This window comes from Streptomyces sp. bgisy159, assembly GCF_965341775.1.
Taxonomy (GTDB): domain Bacteria; phylum Actinomycetota; class Actinomycetes; order Streptomycetales; family Streptomycetaceae; genus Streptomyces.
Genome location: NZ_CBDQZH010000043.1, coordinates 46,670 through 61,038 on the forward strand (window position 1 = coordinate 46,670; position 14,369 = coordinate 61,038).

Here is a 14,369-nt window from a genome sequence, read left to right on the forward strand (position 1 = left end):
TCGCGGCCCCACCCCGGGGACCGGCGGACGGGGCGGGACAGGCGGACCCGAACAGGGCGGACCCGGACAGGCGGACCCGGACAGGACAGGCGGACTCAGTCGGCAGCCGGCGGCGACGAGGGTCCGTCAGGGCCGTACAGACGGGCCGAGGCGTCCACGTGGGCCAGCCTGCGCAGCGCGCTGAACACCGCCTCCCCCAGCACGGTCCCGATCACCGCGCTCTCCAGGATGTCCTCCACCTCCGTGCGCCGGCCGACGTACGCGAGGTCGGCGCGGGCGACCCGCTCGGCGGCGTCGGCGTACACGTCGAGCAGCTGCACGAACTCCCCGTGCCCCAGCCGGGCCATGGCGGCCAGGGCGCGGGACAGCTCGGCCGCGCCGGGGTTCGACTCGTGCGTCTGCCAGCCGCGCCGCGCGATCAGATCGGCGACGGCCGCGTCCGCGGCAGCCGACTCGCCGTCGTCGTGCTCGCCGGTAGCCGGGCCGAGGCGGTCCGCGGCGGCGCCGAGCACCTTGTGCAGCGGGCGTCCCGGTTCGTCGATGGCCGCGAGCACGTCCGCGATCTCGGCCATCTTCATGCCGCCCACCTCGTGCAGTGCGCGGATCAGCTGCAGCCGACGCCGATGCGAGTCGTCGTAGGACGCCTGGTTCCGGCTGGTCAGCTCACCGGGCGGCAGCAGCCCCTCTCGCAGGTAGTACTTGATCGTCGGCACCGGCACTCCGGTGACCCGGCTCAACTCTCCGACACGCAACCGCGGATCACTCCCTGACTTCACGCCGCGCGCCTCGCGCCGGCTCTTGCCGCCCTTGCTTCCCATGATAGATAGTGAGGCTATGGATAGTGGACAGTCTCACTATCCATATGTCACACACGGCATCCACATGGAGGGGGAGTCATGCCTGCGCAAGCCATGCGTTCACCACGTACGTGCCCGCCGCACCTGCCGCACCTGCCGCACCCGTCGCGGACCTGGCGGTCCTGGTGGTCCTGGCACCGGCCGCTGCTGCTGTTCTCGGCGGCGATGGCGGCGACGGCACTCGTGTCCGCCGTGGGGCTCGTCGTCGACGACCGGGTCCTGGTGGGCGCGCCGATCTGGGCGAAGCCGTTCAAGTTCGCCGTGTCCTTCCTGGCGTACGGCCTCTCCCTCGCCTGGACGCTGTCGCTGCTCCCGCGCGGCCGGCGGACGGGCCGCTGGGCGGGGACGGTCGTCGCCCTGACCGGACTCGTCGAGATGGTGATCATCACCGGGCAGGCGATCCGCGGCCGGCGCAGCCACTTCAACTACGAGACGGCGTTCGACACGGCTCTGTACGACGTGATGGCCGTCACCGTCGTCGTCCTGTGGCTCGCCACGCTCGCCCTCGCCGTCCTGCTGCTGCGGGCCGACATCGCCGATCGGGCCTCCGCCTGGGCCGTGCGCTGCGGCATCGTCCTGGCGCTCGCCGGGGCGGCCGTCGGCTTCCTGATGGCCCAGCCCGCGCCGGGACAGCACCGCGGCTCCTCCGACGTGGTCGGCGCGCACAGCGTGGGCGTGCCGGACGGGGGTCCGTCGATGCCGCTGACCGGCTGGTCGACGACCGGCGGCGACCTGCGCGTTCCGCACTTCCTCGGGATGCACGCGCTGCAGCTCCTGCCGCTGCTGGTCATGGCGCTGAGCGCGCTCGCCCCGCGCTTCCCGCGCCTCGCCGACGGCCTGGTGAGGCGGCGCCTGGTCCTGCTCGCCGCCGCCGGGTACGCCGCCGCCTTCGCCCTGGTGCTACAGCAGGCGCTGCGCGGTCAGCCGCTGATCCACCCGGACGGTACGACCCTCGGGGCAGCCGGCCTGCTCCTGGCGGCCCTCGCCGCCGGGACCTACGCGACGCTGCGGGCCCCGGCTCGCGCGGCGGTGCCCGGAGTTGGCTCCCGCCGAAAGCCCCGCCGTCACCGAGGAGCCTGTGTCGTGACCGGATTCCTCTTCGAACTGTCCTTCTGGCTCGCCGCCCCCGTCTGGCTGCTGATGATCTTCGCTCCGGGCTGGGGCCCGACCGCCCGCGTCGCCGCGTCACCGTGGACCGTGACACCCGTACTCCTCGTCCATCTCGTGCTGGCGATACCGGTGTTCCCGGAGCTGTGGGCCGCGGTGAGCAGCCCGGACATCGACACCTTCCGCGACCTGACGGTCCGGGCGAACGGCGCGGGCGCCGTGTGGGCGCAGGTCATCGCGTGGGACCTGCTCATCGGACAGTGGATGTACCGCGAGTCGCGGCGGCTGCGCGTCTCCCCTCTGGCGATGGGGCCGTTGCTGGTCCTGACGATCCTGTTGTCACCGTTCGGTCTGTCGGCGTTCCTGCTGCTGCGTGCGGTACGGACCCGGCGTACGGACCGCGCCGGCGCCGCGATCGTGTGACCGGCGTTCGTGCGGGGGGCGTCCGCGCGGGGGGCGTCCGTGCGGGGGCGTCCGTGCGGGGGGCGTAGGGCGGACGTAATCGGATGCACGTGGGCGTACTGGGACGTATGGGGGCGGCGCACGGGGTGCCGTGGGTCCGGGCCGGTTCATGTGGAGTTCGTAACAGACGGATCCCCGACGCCCGCTCGTCCGTCCTGCCCTGTGCGGGGGTACCGGCGGAACACGAAGGGGCCAGGGGGCATGATGCGGCGCGAAGAGGGGCGGGGCGGGACGGCCTGGGTTGCGGTCACGGCGGCTGTCGTCACGGTGGTGGGGGCCTCCGTACTGGGAGTCGTCGGCGGCAGCAGCGCGGACGGCGCGGCGATCGGTCGCCCCGGCGACCGGATACGGCCGGTCCCCGCGCCCGCGTCGCCCACGCCCCCTGCCGCACCGCGGCCGGCCCCGGGCCAGACCTCCGTGCCCGACCCGGCGCTGGCCGCACCCGCCGTGAGCATGGACATCGCCCACGCCTCGGACGGGGGCCCGCACGCCGTGAACATCACCATCGACGACGGCCCCGACCCGCGGTGGACGCCGCGCGTGCTGAAGGTGCTCCGGGACAACGGGGTCAAGGCCGTCTTCTGCATGGTCGGCCCGAGGGCCGCCGAACACCCGGCGCTGGTACGGCAGATCGTCGCGGAGGGCCACCGCCTGTGCGACCACAGCGTTCGCCACGACACGACGATGGACCGCAAGTCCCGTTCCTTCCAGCGGGCCGAGATCACCGACGCGGCCGGCATGATCGAGCGGGCGTCCGGCGGCGTGAAGCCCCTGTACTACCGGGCGCCGGGCGGCTCCTTCACCCCGTACAGCCGGCAGATCGCCGCCGCGATGGGGATGCGCCCCCTCGGCTGGAACGTCGACACCGACGACTACAAGCGGCCGGGCACCCGCACCATCGTCAACACGGTCGAACGGGAACTGCCCAACGGCCCGACCATCCTCTTCCACGACGGCGGCGGCGACCGCTCCCAGACCGTCGCGGCCCTCGCGGAGCTGCTGCCCCGGCTGCGGCAGCAGGGCTACGCGTTCGGCTTCCCCGTGCGGTGAGGCCGGGGTGCGCAGTGGGCGGCCCTCTCCGCGGCGCCCGCCGTCCCGTTCACCGGGCGTGCGTACGGTCGCGCGTCCTGAGCCGGAAGACGACCAGCCCGACCGCGCCGAACGCCACGGCCCACGCCAGGCCGAGGAACAGGTGCCCCCACAGCGCCGTACCGCCGAAGGAGCCGCCGACCGCGAACTGCATCGGCCCGAACGACGGGAACCACTGCAGGACCGGCTTGTTGGCGAGCGGATTGCCCAGCGGGTTCTGCAGGAAGGTGTCCATCAGGCCGCCCATGATGATCAGGAAGAAGCCTTCCAGGTCCCGCTTGACCAGGACGCCGAGGAGCAGCCCGAGCGCTCCGTACGTGAGGGCGATGACGGTGAACCCGGCGAGCACGGCGAACCATCCGGCGGCGGTCGGCCGCCAGAAGAACAGCACGGCCAGCGCGGTGTAGAGGGCGATGGCGCTGGAGACGGCGGCGACGGCGAGGGTCTTGGCGCCGATGAGCGTGGACTGCCGGTACCCGGCGAAGACCAGGCGCCGGTCGAAGGCGACCGCCTTGCGGACGGCGTCGAAGACGACGAAACCCGCGATCATCGTGACGGAGTTGAGGCCGGCCGAGATCAGCGTGAGCCGGCCGCCGTCGACGTGCAGCACCTCACCGGTGGCGTACAGCTTGAAGTCGAGCGACTCGCCCGAGGCCATGGCGTCCATCACCAGGTACCAGACGGGCACGAAGAGGACGAGGAGCAACCCGGCGAGGCGGTTGCGGGTCTGGTCGCGCACCGAGAAGCGCAGGGCCGTGGAGAACTGGCCGTAGGCCGGTCGGGGGAGCGCGGTCTCAGGCGCCGACATGGTGGTCCTCCCGGGAGGCGGTGCGCGGGGTGAGGCGGCCGTCGGAGAGATCGGCCAGCAGGTCGAAGCGGTCCTGCTCGAAGACGAGGTGGGTGATGATCACGACGGCCTTGCCGCGGGCCCGCAGATCGTCGACGAGGTCCCAGAAGCGCAGGTAGGTCTCCCAGTCGAAGCCCTGGTACGGCTCGTCGAGCAGCAGGACGTCGGGGTCGTGCAGCAGGGCCAGGGTGAGGTTGAGCTTCTGGCGGGTGCCGCCGGACAGTTCCCCGGCGGCCGACCGCCCGTACCGCTCGTAGCCGAGGAGACGGACGAGTTCCCGGCCGCGGTCCGCGTCGGGCAGCCGGTGGGCGGCGGCGAAGTAGCGCAGGTGCTGTTCGACCGTCAGTGCCTCGTTGAGGACCGGCTGCTGCGGGCAGTGGCCGAGGGTGCCGGACAGGCTGACCTCGCCGCGGTCGGCGGCCAGGGTGCCGGCCAGGATCTTCAGCAGGGTCGACTTGCCGGCGCCGTTCTCGCCGACGACGGCGACCAGTTGCCCGGGGCCGACCGTCAGTTCGGCTCCGCGCAGGACGGGGTGTTTGCCGTAGGACTTGTGGATGTCGGTCGCTCGCAGGACGGGTGCGGTCGCCGTGGGTGTCGAGCCGGGCGCCATACCGGGCCTCATAGGGCCTCCCTAGGGGGTGTCTCCTTGTGATCGGGGTGGTTCCGCGTTCAGCCCGCCCGCGTAGACGCTGAGCATCTCCGGGGCCCAGCGGGTCATGCCGTCGGCGGACAGCGGGTCGGTGCCGAGGACCTCCGTCAGCCGGTCGCGCAGCAGGAACAGCGCCAGGTCGTTGGCGAGGAGCAGCGCGGCCCGTACCGCCGGATCGGCGCCCCGGGAGGCCAGTCCGGCGTCGGCCAGACCGTCCAGAGCGGCCCTGCTGAGCTCGTACAGCCGCCGGAACAGGGTCCGTCCGGCGTCCGTGTCCGACAGCAGCAGCCGGCGCAGGTAGCCCGGCAGGGGCGAGTCGTCGGGCAGGTGCCGGGCGAACGCCTCACTCAGCGAACCCGCCCCGGCACCGGGATCCAGCAGTTCCGCGCCACCCTCACCGGTCAGCTCGCCGAGCAGCGCCTCGAAGACGTCCAGCACACGCTGATCGACCTCCTGGCGCAGCCCCTCCTTCGACCCGAAGTGATGCACGACCAGCCCGGGCGACACGCCCGCGGCCCCGGCGATCTGCCGCACGGTGACCGCGTCCGGCCCGTGCGCGGCGAACAGGGCGAGGGCCTCGTCGCGGATGACGGCCCGGGTGGTTCGGTCGTCCTGGGTTGAACGCATGTACAGCATGCTAAACGCTCGTTCAGTCTCTGTCGAGGGGCGGGGCGGCCGGGCGCCGGGGGCGACCTCCCTCGGGGGCGTGGGTCCCTGGAGGTGCGTGGTCCTGGAGGTGCGTGGTCCTGGGGGTGGCGGTCGTCGGGGTCGCGGACGTCGGGGTCGCGGACGTGAGGCCGTCGGGCCGCCGGTCCGGGCAGGCGGGACCGGGCGGGCGGGACCGGGCCGCGGGCCGAGGGCCGCCCGAGTAAGCCCTGCCCGACGGGAAATCCGCACGGCCGACGGCGCCGGAGCACCGTGCCGACGGGACGGAGACAGGGGCATGGCGACCACCACGGACGAGGCCGGGGCCCGGGCCGGGACCACCCCGTCCGGGCTGCGCCTGCCGGGGATCGTGCTGGGGGTGGTCGTGCTGGGTGTGGGGCTCGGCGGGTTCGTCGACGCTGCCCGCTGCCCGCTGCCCGCTGCCCGCAACCGGGTGCCCGCTGCCCGCTGCCGCGCGCCGTGCTTCGGTCGGCTCTCCGGTGACGTCGCGGTAACGATCCGGCGTGGGCGTGAACGCATCGGACCGGCGCTCCGTATGCCTACCCGATCGAGTGCGTATCCGGACGATCCGCTCGATCTTCCCGGGATCAGTTCAAACAGGCCGCGCACACCGCGGCCACGGGGGAATGCGGGGCAACCATGGTGGCGGCGAGTGACACGGTGCGCAGAGGCACCGTCCTTCCGGTGGACGCGGCGCGCTGGGCGATATGGACCTTCGTCGTCGCCAACGTGCTGATCGTCGAGGTGCTGTTCCTCGGCGCCGGTTCGGGCAAGAACGGGGTACTGACGACCGCCAAGTTCTTCGGGCTGCACGCGGCCCTGCTGATGCTGTTCCAACTGCTGCTGGTGGCCCGGGTGCCGTGGCTGGACCGCCGCATCGGCATGGACCGGCTCACGGTGTGGCACCGCTGGGTCGGCTTCTCGCTGCTGTGGACCGTCCTCACGCACGCCACGCTGGTGGTGCTCGGCTACGCGACACTCGACGACACGTCCATGGGGAAGACGTTCGTCGCGCTGAGCGGGGTGCCCGCCTCGCTGCTGGGCATGCTCGCCGCGGCCGTCGTCGTCGTGATCGCCGCGGTCTCCGCCCGGCCCGTGCGGCGCCGCCTGCCCTACGAGGTCTGGCACGGTCTGCACCTGCTGCTCTACGTGGCCCTGGGCCTGTCGTTCGTCCACCAGCTGCAGGAGACCACGACCTTCACGTCCTCCGGGTTCGCCACGGCCTACTGGTGGACCCTCTGGCTGTTCGCCTTCGGCGCCCTGCTGACCGGCCGCCTCGTCATGCCGCTGTGGCGCAACGCCTACCACCGCTTCCAGGTCACGGCCGTGGTACCGGAGTCGGACGACGTGGTCTCCGTGTACGTCACGGGCCGGCACCTCGACAGACTCCCCGCCCGCGCGGGCCAGTTCTGCATCTGGCGGTTCCCCGGGCACAACCACTGGTGGCTGGCCAACCCCTTCTCCCTGTCGGCGGCACCCGCCGGGCAGGGACTGCGCCTCACCGCGAAGGCGGCGGGCACCACCAGCGCCGGCCTGCGCGACCTCCCCGTCGGCAGCCGCGCCTTCGTCGAGGGGCCGTACGGGGCGTTCACCTCGCTGCACCGCAGCCGCCCCGGCACCCTGCTGATCGCCGGTGGCGTCGGGATCACACCCGTACGGGCCCTGCTGGAGGAGCAGGCGACCGGTGACGTCGTCGTGCTGTACCGGGTGCGCAGCGAGGCCGACGCCGTCCTGCTGAACGAGGTGCGCCAACTGGTCGCGCTCCGGGGCGGACGCCTCCACCTCCTCACCGGCAGGACCGGCGACAACGCCACCCCGCCGTTCGCCCCGGACAACCTGCACCGCCTCGTCCCCGACCTCACCGAACGCGACGTCTACGTCTGCGGCCCGCCCGCCATGACCGGCGCCGTGCTCTCCGGCCTCCGAGACCTGCGGGTCCCCGCACGACAGATCCACGCCGAGAAGTTCGGCCTGGCCTGATGGGGGAGGCGCCCCGCCACCTGGGAGCGGCTGCCCGCCCGGGGAGCGGTGGCGTCGCATAGAGGCGGTGCCACCGGCGAGGGTGGTGCCGCCGGCGGGGGCGGTGCTGCCGGTCAGGGGCGATCCCGCCGACCAGGGGCAATCCCGCCCACCAGGGGCGATCCCGTCGGTCAAGGGCGATCCTGTCGGCCGCTCGCCCGCCCCACGGCCTGACGGTGACGGCGGTGCCCGCACTCGTTCTCGCCCCGCCAGAGCCTCATTGCCCGCTGACCGACGCTGCCCTCTCGCTCCTTCGCTGGGCGGGAGGGGCCTTCCCCGCCTCGACCGTGCCGAGAGGGGACAGACGCGTCGACGCAGTCCGGCCGAAAGACCGGTGTTCACCCATATGGGCGCGGCGCTATGCCCGGCGTACGGCGGCGGGCCACACTGCTGGCATGCCCGAGGATGACACTCAGAGCCCTCCCAGCTCACTGCTCCAGGTGATCGACAACCTCGCGAAGTTCCATCGAGAGCATGAGAAGTACTACTCACAGGCGCCCCTGCGGCAGGCCGCGGAACTCCAGGCGCGATCGCGGGCGCTGAAGTCGCTGGCCGACCGGTGGAGCGACGTGGAAGCGGGGGAGCAGACGTCGGCGATCCCGTTCGCCGGCACTGAGGACCTCAACGCCCCGGGGCTCGTCTCGGAGTCGGGGATCCTCTTCATGGAAGGGGAGGACGAGCCCGCCGAACTCAGGAGACTGAAAAGAGAGGTCGGCATGCTTGCCGACGAGACCGAGCAGGGCAGTGCCTGGCTGACCCAGGCCATGGAGCAGGCGTGGGAGATCGCCGGAAGCCTGGCCGCCTACGCAGAACTCGCCGATCTGCTGGGTGAGCGGCACCGCATCATCGCCAATGACTGGCAGTCGGCCGGCCTCCAGGCTCTGGTCGCGCGGCTGCTGCGCCGTGCCCTCGACCTGCTGGCCCGCGTCGACTTCTCTCCGGCGGCGCTCCGGGCCGACCTGCGAGGCGAGCGGAAGGCACCCGCCTACCTCTATTCGGCGTCTGAACTGCTCGACAGGGCCTCCGACCTGATGGCGGAGTCGGCGACGCTCGTCCACGAGAACGAGAGGCGCTGGCGCACGTTCCGTACCCGGGTCCGCGCATTGCGATCCGAAGAGTCCAGTGGCCACTGAGCGGTCCGCCTGGCACTCCCGAGAAGCGCCGCCACGAGCCGCCGCACGAGCCGTCACGAGGGCCGTCACGAGCCGCCACAAGTCGTCACCAGCCGTAACGCGCCATCACAGCCCCTCGTGACAGGTACACGACCGATCGTTGCGGCATCGTCGTCGGTGCCGTCCCTCGACCTGCGTGTGCGCGTGAGGAGAGATACAAGTGAGAGAGGAGCCGACACGACGGTACGACGTTGCGCCGCCCTGCGGTCTCTGCTGAGTTCTCCCCAGCCCCGGGAGGCCGGGGCAGGACGGGCGATGAATGGACATGGAGAAGGCCGGCCCTCCGGGAAGCGGCCTGGACCGGTTCCCGGATCAGGGCACCTCGGCTACCGCGGTCGTCGACGCGCGGGGGATCGTGACGGGGTGGAGTCCGGGCGCGCGGCTGTTGCTCGGGTACCCGTACGAGGACGTCGTGGGACGTTCCGCGGCACGTCTGCTCGGCGGGAACGCCGACGTCACGGCGTGCTTCTCCGCGATCCGCAAGGGCCGCAGCGGGCCCACTCCGCTGCGGCACCAGGACGGCCACACCCTGGATGCCGAGCTGCGGGCGTACGCGTCACTCGACAGCGGAGGCAACGCACAGTGGCTCATCGTGGCCACCTCGCCACAGCGGCCGCACCGGCCTCGTGAGCCACGTCCGCACGAGGACGAGGCGAAGGCGGACGAGGCGACGACGGACGAGGCGAAGGCGGACGAGGCGACGACGGAGGAAGCGTTCGCACAGTCCGACCTGCCTGTGATGATCTTCGACGCCGAGTTGCGGGCCTTGCGGGGGAGCGCCGGCGCGGCCCGCGAACTGGGTCTCTCGGAGGAGCGGATGCGCGGCCGGCGGGTCACCGACATCCTGCCTCCGCACATCTGCACCACGGTCGAAGAGGGCATGCGCCGGGTGTTCGAGACAGGAGAACCGGAGCGGTTCCAGGTGCACGGCCGGCCGCGGCGCGGGGCCCGCGACAGACACTGGGCCGTATCGGTGTCCCCCCTGAGGAACCCGGCAGGACAGGTGCGACACGTGCAGCTCATCGCGCTCGACGTCACCGAACAGCATCGGGCCCGCGAGCGGCTCGACCTGCTGAACGACGTCAGCGCGCAGGTGGGCAGCACCCTCGACGTGATGCGCACGGCCCAGGAGATGGCCGACGTGGCGGTGGGCCGGCTCGCCGACTTCATCAGCGTCGACCTGCTGGACGGCCTGTTCCGCGGCGTCGAGCCCAGCCCCTCCGCCACCGGCTCCGTCGCGCTGCGCCGCGCCGCGCAGCAGTCCGTCGTACCCGGCATCCCCGAGTCGGTGGTCCAGCCGGGGGAGGTGGACTACTACCCGGAACTCTCGCCCCCCGCCCGCTGCCTGCGCACGGGGCGGTCGTCGCTGCACCGCACCCTGGACGAAGCCATCGACAGCTGGCGGGCCATCGACCCCGAGCGGGCGAGGAAGGTCCGTGACTTCGGGATGCACTCGATCATGGTCATCCCACTGCGCGCCCGCGGCATCACCCTCGGCGTGGCCGTACTCGTCCGCCACCGCCGCCGGAACTCCTTCGACGAGGACGATCTGCTCGTCGCCGAGGAGATCGCCGCCCGCGCTGCCGTGGCCGTGGACAACGCCCGACGCTTCACCCGGGAGCGGGCCACCGCCCTGGCCCTGCAACGAAGCCTGTTGCCGCAGCGGCTCCCCGTCCAGGGGGCCGCGGAAGTGGCCTACCGCTATCTTCCCGCCCGGTCCCGGGCAGGGCTGGGTGGCGACTGGTTCGACGTGATCCCGTTGTCGGGAGCCCGGGTCGCCCTGGTCGTCGGAGACGTGGTGGGCCACGGTCTGCGCGCCTCCGCCACCATGGGGCGGCTACGGACCGCGGTACGCACGCTGGCGGACGTCGACCTGCCTCCCGAGGAGCTCCTCGTCCATCTCGACGACCTGATCACCCACCTCAGGGCGGAGGAGGACACGGCATCGGATTCCGAGTTCGAGATCGTCACCGATCTCGTCGCCACTTGTCTGTACATGGTCTACGACCCGGTGTCGCGCCGCTGCACCGCCGCCGGCGCGGGCCACCCCCCGCCCGCCGTGGTCACGCCCGACGGCAAGGCCGAGTTCATCGATCTTCCCGTCGGCCCGCCGCTGGGAGTGGGAGGGCTGCCTTTCGAAGCGATCGAATGGGAAGTGCCCCGGGGCAGCCTCCTCGTGCTGTACACGGACGGCCTCGTCGAGGTCTCCGAACACGACCTCGGCAAGGGCATGGCGCTGCTGCGCCGGCGCCTGGAGCACCCCGCCGACTCGCTGGACGCCACCTGCGACGAACTGCTCCGGACCCTGCTCCCCGCTCAGCCGGGGGACGATGTCGCACTGCTCATCGCCCGCACCCGGGCTCTCGACTCCGGCCAGGTGTCCACCTGGGACCTGCCTTCCGACCCCGCCGCCGTGGCCGACGCCCGCGACAAGGTCGCCCGTCGCCTCGCGGACTGGGGCCTGGACGAGGTGGGCTTCACCGCCGAGCTGGTGGTGAGCGAACTGGTCACCAACGCGATCCGGTACGGCACCCCTCCCGTCCAGCTGCGCCTGATCCGCGACACCGCGCTCATCTGCGAGGTCTCCGACAGCAGCAGCACCGCGCCGCACATGAGGCGGGCGCGGATCTTCGACGAAGGCGGACGCGGCCTGCTGCTCGTCGCCCAGTTCGCCGAGCGCTGGGGCACACGCCACCGGGCCGGGGGGAAGTCGATCTGGGCGGAGATCGGCGTCCAGGACGAGCGGTCATGACGGCGCCCACCCGACCCACCCGACCCACCCGCGACAGTCCTCTTCTACGCCACCAGGAAGCCCGCGGTCGGGGCGCGAAAATGCCGCAGCGTCCGGGAGACGTCGGAGTCCTGGTTCGGTGAGCGCACGGTGGAGCCTATGGGCAGGGGCCCCACCGCCGAAGTCACATGCGCTCGGTGTTCTTCGCCGATCTGGTCATCCAGGACTGGCAGGCCCATCGGGTCAACCCGCCCACGACGAGGGACACGAGGACGGCGCCCCAGTCGACGACGTGCGGTAGCCCCGGGAAGAAGCCGAAGAAGGCGAGAGTCGCCGTAAGGCCGACGAGGAACGCGACGATCCCGGCCCGCCGACGTCGTGTCTCCCCCGCTTGGTCCGGGCCCGGTCTCTGCTGCTGCTCGGTCATGAGCGGACTCACTTCGTGATGTGGTGGCACTGGCTCACGCGCCGCACCCCGTTGACGTGGAGGTGGGCGCACGCCTTGCCATAACGAGGCAGCGTCTGCGGGTGGTTGTTCCGCATCGGGTCGGCCTTGCACTCGCTGTGCGTCCTACCGCGCGACGTGCGGTAGGTCTTGTTGTTCGTGTCGGCGTACGTGAAGTCGATGCGCCAGTTGCAGAAGCCGCTGCCGAGCGCGGCGACGAACCCGCAGTCGACGCCGGCGTTCTGGTACGTGATCTTTCTGCCGCCTCCCCGGATGATGTGCGTGAACATGCAGCCGGTCGGGACCTTCATCGTCGCGCCACCCACGCTGTACTCGAAGGTGTGGACCGGAGCCGAGCCGACAGCAGTGGCGTGGGCGGCTGTGGGGGAGACTAAGAGGAGGACTCCTACTGCGGCGAAGGCGGCGGTGAGGCGTGTGACGTACTGCATGGCCAAGGCGGCTCCCCTTCGGGTGAACTCGTGATGATCACCAGGGACAACTGCGCCTCCAGCAGGCGGGTTGCAGGAAGCAAGCCGATCTCACCAGCACGAGCGATCGAGACGCTCAACAGGCTGACCAGCAGAAACGTTAACGGTCGCGAGGAGCACGTCCCCAACCGAACGCGATACCCGCGCGGTCGAACTCAGCCTCGACGAGGGCGGACGGCGGGCTCGGTGCCCACCGTTACCACGTCGTCGACTGTGGATGTGTCAAAGGCCCCGGACCAAGATCGGTCCGGGGCCTTTGCGCTGGTGCCCCCGGCAGGATTCGAACCTGCGACACCCGCTTTAGGAGTTTTCTCCAATCAATGCTGTGACCTGCGTAAACGCACTGCTTGACCCGTCTGGCCTGGGGAAATACCCCTTCGTGGTTCTCGCATGTTCGCGGGGTTTCCCGGCCTCATGTGTGCTGAATCCGTTCCGGTTGGTTACGCCGATTTTTGTGACACCGATACGGCCGCGCCGGACGGTATGGCACCCTTGAAGCAGCTCTCGACCGGGACCGCTCGGCTGGTGGCTCACGACCACCGGAGAGTACGCAACGGCACTTCCCTCCCCAGCCAATTCAAGGGAGGGTGGACCCGGCCGACGATCCAAGATCGTCGGATCGGGCGCTGGCCGTTGCGGTAAGCCGCCCCGTCAGTGCGGAGATTGCTCTGGCACTTTGATGGGGGTCGCCGTGACGGCGTTTCTGCCGTTCATCGTCCGGGTTCCACTGCTGGTGTGGGCCCTGCTCGCGGTCGCGTTGCTCTACCTGCTGCTGATCATCCTGCTGTCGCTCACCGCGGTGTACGCGAAGAAGCCGACGCGGCGCCGCGCGGCAGCCGACATGGTTCGAACTCTCTGGTTCAGTAGGAGCCGGAACGACGATCAATCCCCAGCCTCGGAGCCGCGGTGACGGGCACGCGACCGAAGCCGGATACGGGGTCCGGCCTCACATGCTTGGGCGTCCTCAGAACGGTGGTTCGCCGGGGTAAGAGGCGCCGCCTCCCCAACCGGAGGACGGAGGGGCGGACGAGGGGGGTGGAGCGTCCAGTGCGTCGTTCCACATCCGCCGCAGGTCCTGCCGCCAGGTGGACGTCTCGTCCCCGAAACCGCCCACGTGGTACTCCGTGTCGGGATCGACGTGGGCCCGCTCGCACAGCACCGTGAGAACTGCATCGACTACGGCCCAGCTCAGTGGGACAGTCTTGCCCCGCAGCATCTTCCGGATCGTCTCTCGGCTGACCGTGAAGGCGTCGAACTGCGACTTGCCGGCGATGTCATCAGAGATGGCCCGCAGCGTGGGACGCCCGGCATCCCGGTAGTGCGCGAACAGCGCCTCTACAAACTGGCGGCGTGGGCCGTTCGGCAGCTCAGCCTCGGTCGGCATGCGCAAGACCTGTGCCATGAGCCCTCCCCTGGCCTTTGACCAGGGAAGTCTACTGATGACAACCGAGGACACGCTAGAACCGAGTAATAACCAGCCTTGGCAACCAATGAACCCGCGCTGACCAGCGCAAACCCCAGTGACCAACTGGTCGGAACAGCCTCCAGACTGGATGTGAGAGCGCCGAACTCGCCTAGCAACTCGCGGTGTTCGGCTGCGGCAGTCGCCGCCCCGGAAAGGGTGACGGCCCCCTGTTGCCTCAGGGAGCCGCCTCGTGAAGCGACCGACAGCTCCGTACCAGGAGGAACTATCAGCACTGCATCCGAGCCTACGGGCCAGTCGAACGAAGCGTCACCCCGGTCTCGCTGGATCTTCTGGAAGACCAGGGGCCCCGACCTCCGCAAGAACCGACGTAACCGCCACCTGCGGTCCCTTCTCCGCACCGCCGGCTACGGC

At 71.1% G+C, this 14,369-nt stretch carries 13 protein-coding genes and 1 pseudogene; 7 read left to right on the forward strand and 7 right to left on the reverse strand.

The features are described 5' to 3' along the window. Positions 1 to 95: 95 nt before the first annotated feature. A complete protein-coding gene (locus ACSLTV_RS29690) occupies positions 96 to 818 on the reverse strand; it encodes a MerR family transcriptional regulator (protein ID WP_432138506.1) in 723 nt (240 codons plus the stop codon). Positions 819 to 1,022: 204 nt separating this feature from the next. On the opposite strand from ACSLTV_RS29690, the pseudogene ACSLTV_RS29695 reads away from it, so the two are divergent. The 3 genes and pseudogenes from ACSLTV_RS29695 to ACSLTV_RS29705 form a co-directional block, all read left to right on the forward strand. Then, positions 1,023 to 1,889, forward strand: a pseudogene (locus tag ACSLTV_RS29695) (hypothetical protein); the annotation flags it as partial. A 51-nt stretch (positions 1,890 to 1,940) separates the two neighbouring features. Beyond that, on the forward strand, positions 1,941 to 2,387 hold the full coding sequence (locus ACSLTV_RS29700; protein ID WP_435613212.1) for an ABA4-like family protein: 447 nt from the start codon (positions 1,941 to 1,943) through the stop codon (positions 2,385 to 2,387). Between the two features lie 243 nt (positions 2,388 to 2,630). Next, a complete protein-coding gene (locus tag ACSLTV_RS29705) occupies positions 2,631 to 3,476 on the forward strand; it encodes a polysaccharide deacetylase family protein (protein WP_432138517.1) in 846 nt (281 codons plus the stop codon). Positions 3,477 to 3,525: 49 nt separating this feature from the next. Here the strand turns inward: ACSLTV_RS29705 and ACSLTV_RS29710 are convergent, their stop codons facing one another. From ACSLTV_RS29710 to ACSLTV_RS29720, 3 genes are read right to left on the reverse strand one after another with little or no spacing between them, the layout of a single operon-like run. Continuing rightward, complete coding sequence (locus ACSLTV_RS29710; RefSeq protein WP_432138504.1) at positions 3,526 to 4,323, reverse strand: ABC transporter permease; 798 nt, start codon at positions 4,321 to 4,323, stop codon at positions 3,526 to 3,528. Beyond that, positions 4,310 to 4,972 (reverse strand): ABC transporter ATP-binding protein, encoded by a 663-nt coding sequence (locus ACSLTV_RS29715; RefSeq protein WP_432138516.1) that lies wholly within the window; start codon positions 4,970 to 4,972, stop codon positions 4,310 to 4,312. Before ACSLTV_RS29715 ends, ACSLTV_RS29710 begins: the two co-directional genes overlap by 14 nt. Positions 4,973 to 4,993: 21 nt before the next feature. Next, positions 4,994 to 5,638: a TetR/AcrR family transcriptional regulator gene (locus tag ACSLTV_RS29720; RefSeq protein ID WP_432138503.1), complete on the reverse strand. Its 645-nt coding sequence runs from the start codon at positions 5,636 to 5,638 to the stop codon at positions 4,994 to 4,996. A 678-nt stretch (positions 5,639 to 6,316) separates the two neighbouring features. Here ACSLTV_RS29720 and ACSLTV_RS29725 point away from each other — a divergent pair. The 3 genes from ACSLTV_RS29725 to ACSLTV_RS29735 all read left to right on the forward strand — a co-directional run bounded on the left by ACSLTV_RS29725 (position 6,317) and on the right by ACSLTV_RS29735 (position 11,620). Beyond that, positions 6,317 to 7,657 (forward strand): ferredoxin reductase family protein, encoded by a 1,341-nt coding sequence (locus ACSLTV_RS29725; protein WP_435613206.1) that lies wholly within the window; start codon positions 6,317 to 6,319, stop codon positions 7,655 to 7,657. A 434-nt stretch (positions 7,658 to 8,091) separates the two neighbouring features. Further along, complete coding sequence (locus tag ACSLTV_RS29730) at positions 8,092 to 8,829, forward strand: hypothetical protein (protein ID WP_432138500.1); 738 nt, start codon at positions 8,092 to 8,094, stop codon at positions 8,827 to 8,829. Between the two features lie 298 nt (positions 8,830 to 9,127). Continuing rightward, on the forward strand, positions 9,128 to 11,620 hold the full coding sequence (locus tag ACSLTV_RS29735) for a SpoIIE family protein phosphatase (RefSeq protein WP_435613207.1): 2,493 nt from the start codon (positions 9,128 to 9,130) through the stop codon (positions 11,618 to 11,620). 163 nt (positions 11,621 to 11,783) lie between these two features. Here ACSLTV_RS29735 and ACSLTV_RS29740 read toward each other — a convergent pair whose 3' ends face one another. Continuing rightward, positions 11,784 to 12,026 (reverse strand): hypothetical protein, encoded by a 243-nt coding sequence (locus ACSLTV_RS29740; protein WP_432138498.1) that lies wholly within the window; start codon positions 12,024 to 12,026, stop codon positions 11,784 to 11,786. 8 nt (positions 12,027 to 12,034) lie between these two features. Continuing rightward, on the reverse strand, positions 12,035 to 12,493 hold the full coding sequence (locus tag ACSLTV_RS29745) for a hypothetical protein (protein ID WP_432138497.1): 459 nt from the start codon (positions 12,491 to 12,493) through the stop codon (positions 12,035 to 12,037). A 730-nt stretch (positions 12,494 to 13,223) separates the two neighbouring features. Here ACSLTV_RS29745 and ACSLTV_RS29750 point away from each other — a divergent pair. After that, on the forward strand, positions 13,224 to 13,442 hold the full coding sequence (locus ACSLTV_RS29750) for a hypothetical protein (RefSeq protein WP_435613208.1): 219 nt from the start codon (positions 13,224 to 13,226) through the stop codon (positions 13,440 to 13,442). A gap of 54 nt (positions 13,443 to 13,496) precedes the next feature. On the opposite strand, the gene ACSLTV_RS29755 is transcribed toward ACSLTV_RS29750, so the two are convergent. Next, complete coding sequence (locus ACSLTV_RS29755) at positions 13,497 to 13,934, reverse strand: hypothetical protein (protein WP_435613209.1); 438 nt, start codon at positions 13,932 to 13,934, stop codon at positions 13,497 to 13,499. Positions 13,935 to 14,369 lie beyond the last annotated feature (435 nt).

Bases quoted from the DNA above. Each gene is read 5' to 3' on its own strand.
- ACSLTV_RS29690 (WP_432138506.1), bottom strand. From the start codon at position 818: ATGGGAAGCAAGGGCGGCAAGAGCCGGCGCGAGGCGCGCGGCGTGAAG.
- ACSLTV_RS29705 (WP_432138517.1), top strand. From the start codon at position 2,631: ATGCGGCGCGAAGAGGGGCGGGGCGGGACGGCCTGGGTTGCGGTCACG.
- ACSLTV_RS29710 (WP_432138504.1), bottom strand. From the start codon at position 4,323: ATGTCGGCGCCTGAGACCGCGCTCCCCCGACCGGCCTACGGCCAGTTC.
- ACSLTV_RS29715 (WP_432138516.1), bottom strand. From the start codon at position 4,972: ATGGCGCCCGGCTCGACACCCACGGCGACCGCACCCGTCCTGCGAGCG.
- ACSLTV_RS29720 (WP_432138503.1), bottom strand. From the start codon at position 5,638: ATGCGTTCAACCCAGGACGACCGAACCACCCGGGCCGTCATCCGCGAC.
- ACSLTV_RS29725 (WP_435613206.1), top strand. From the start codon at position 6,317: ATGGTGGCGGCGAGTGACACGGTGCGCAGAGGCACCGTCCTTCCGGTG.
- ACSLTV_RS29730 (WP_432138500.1), top strand. From the start codon at position 8,092: ATGCCCGAGGATGACACTCAGAGCCCTCCCAGCTCACTGCTCCAGGTG.
- ACSLTV_RS29735 (WP_435613207.1), top strand. From the start codon at position 9,128: ATGGACATGGAGAAGGCCGGCCCTCCGGGAAGCGGCCTGGACCGGTTC.
- ACSLTV_RS29740 (WP_432138498.1), bottom strand. From the start codon at position 12,026: ATGACCGAGCAGCAGCAGAGACCGGGCCCGGACCAAGCGGGGGAGACA.
- ACSLTV_RS29745 (WP_432138497.1), bottom strand. From the start codon at position 12,493: ATGCAGTACGTCACACGCCTCACCGCCGCCTTCGCCGCAGTAGGAGTC.
- ACSLTV_RS29755 (WP_435613209.1), bottom strand. From the start codon at position 13,934: ATGGCACAGGTCTTGCGCATGCCGACCGAGGCTGAGCTGCCGAACGGC.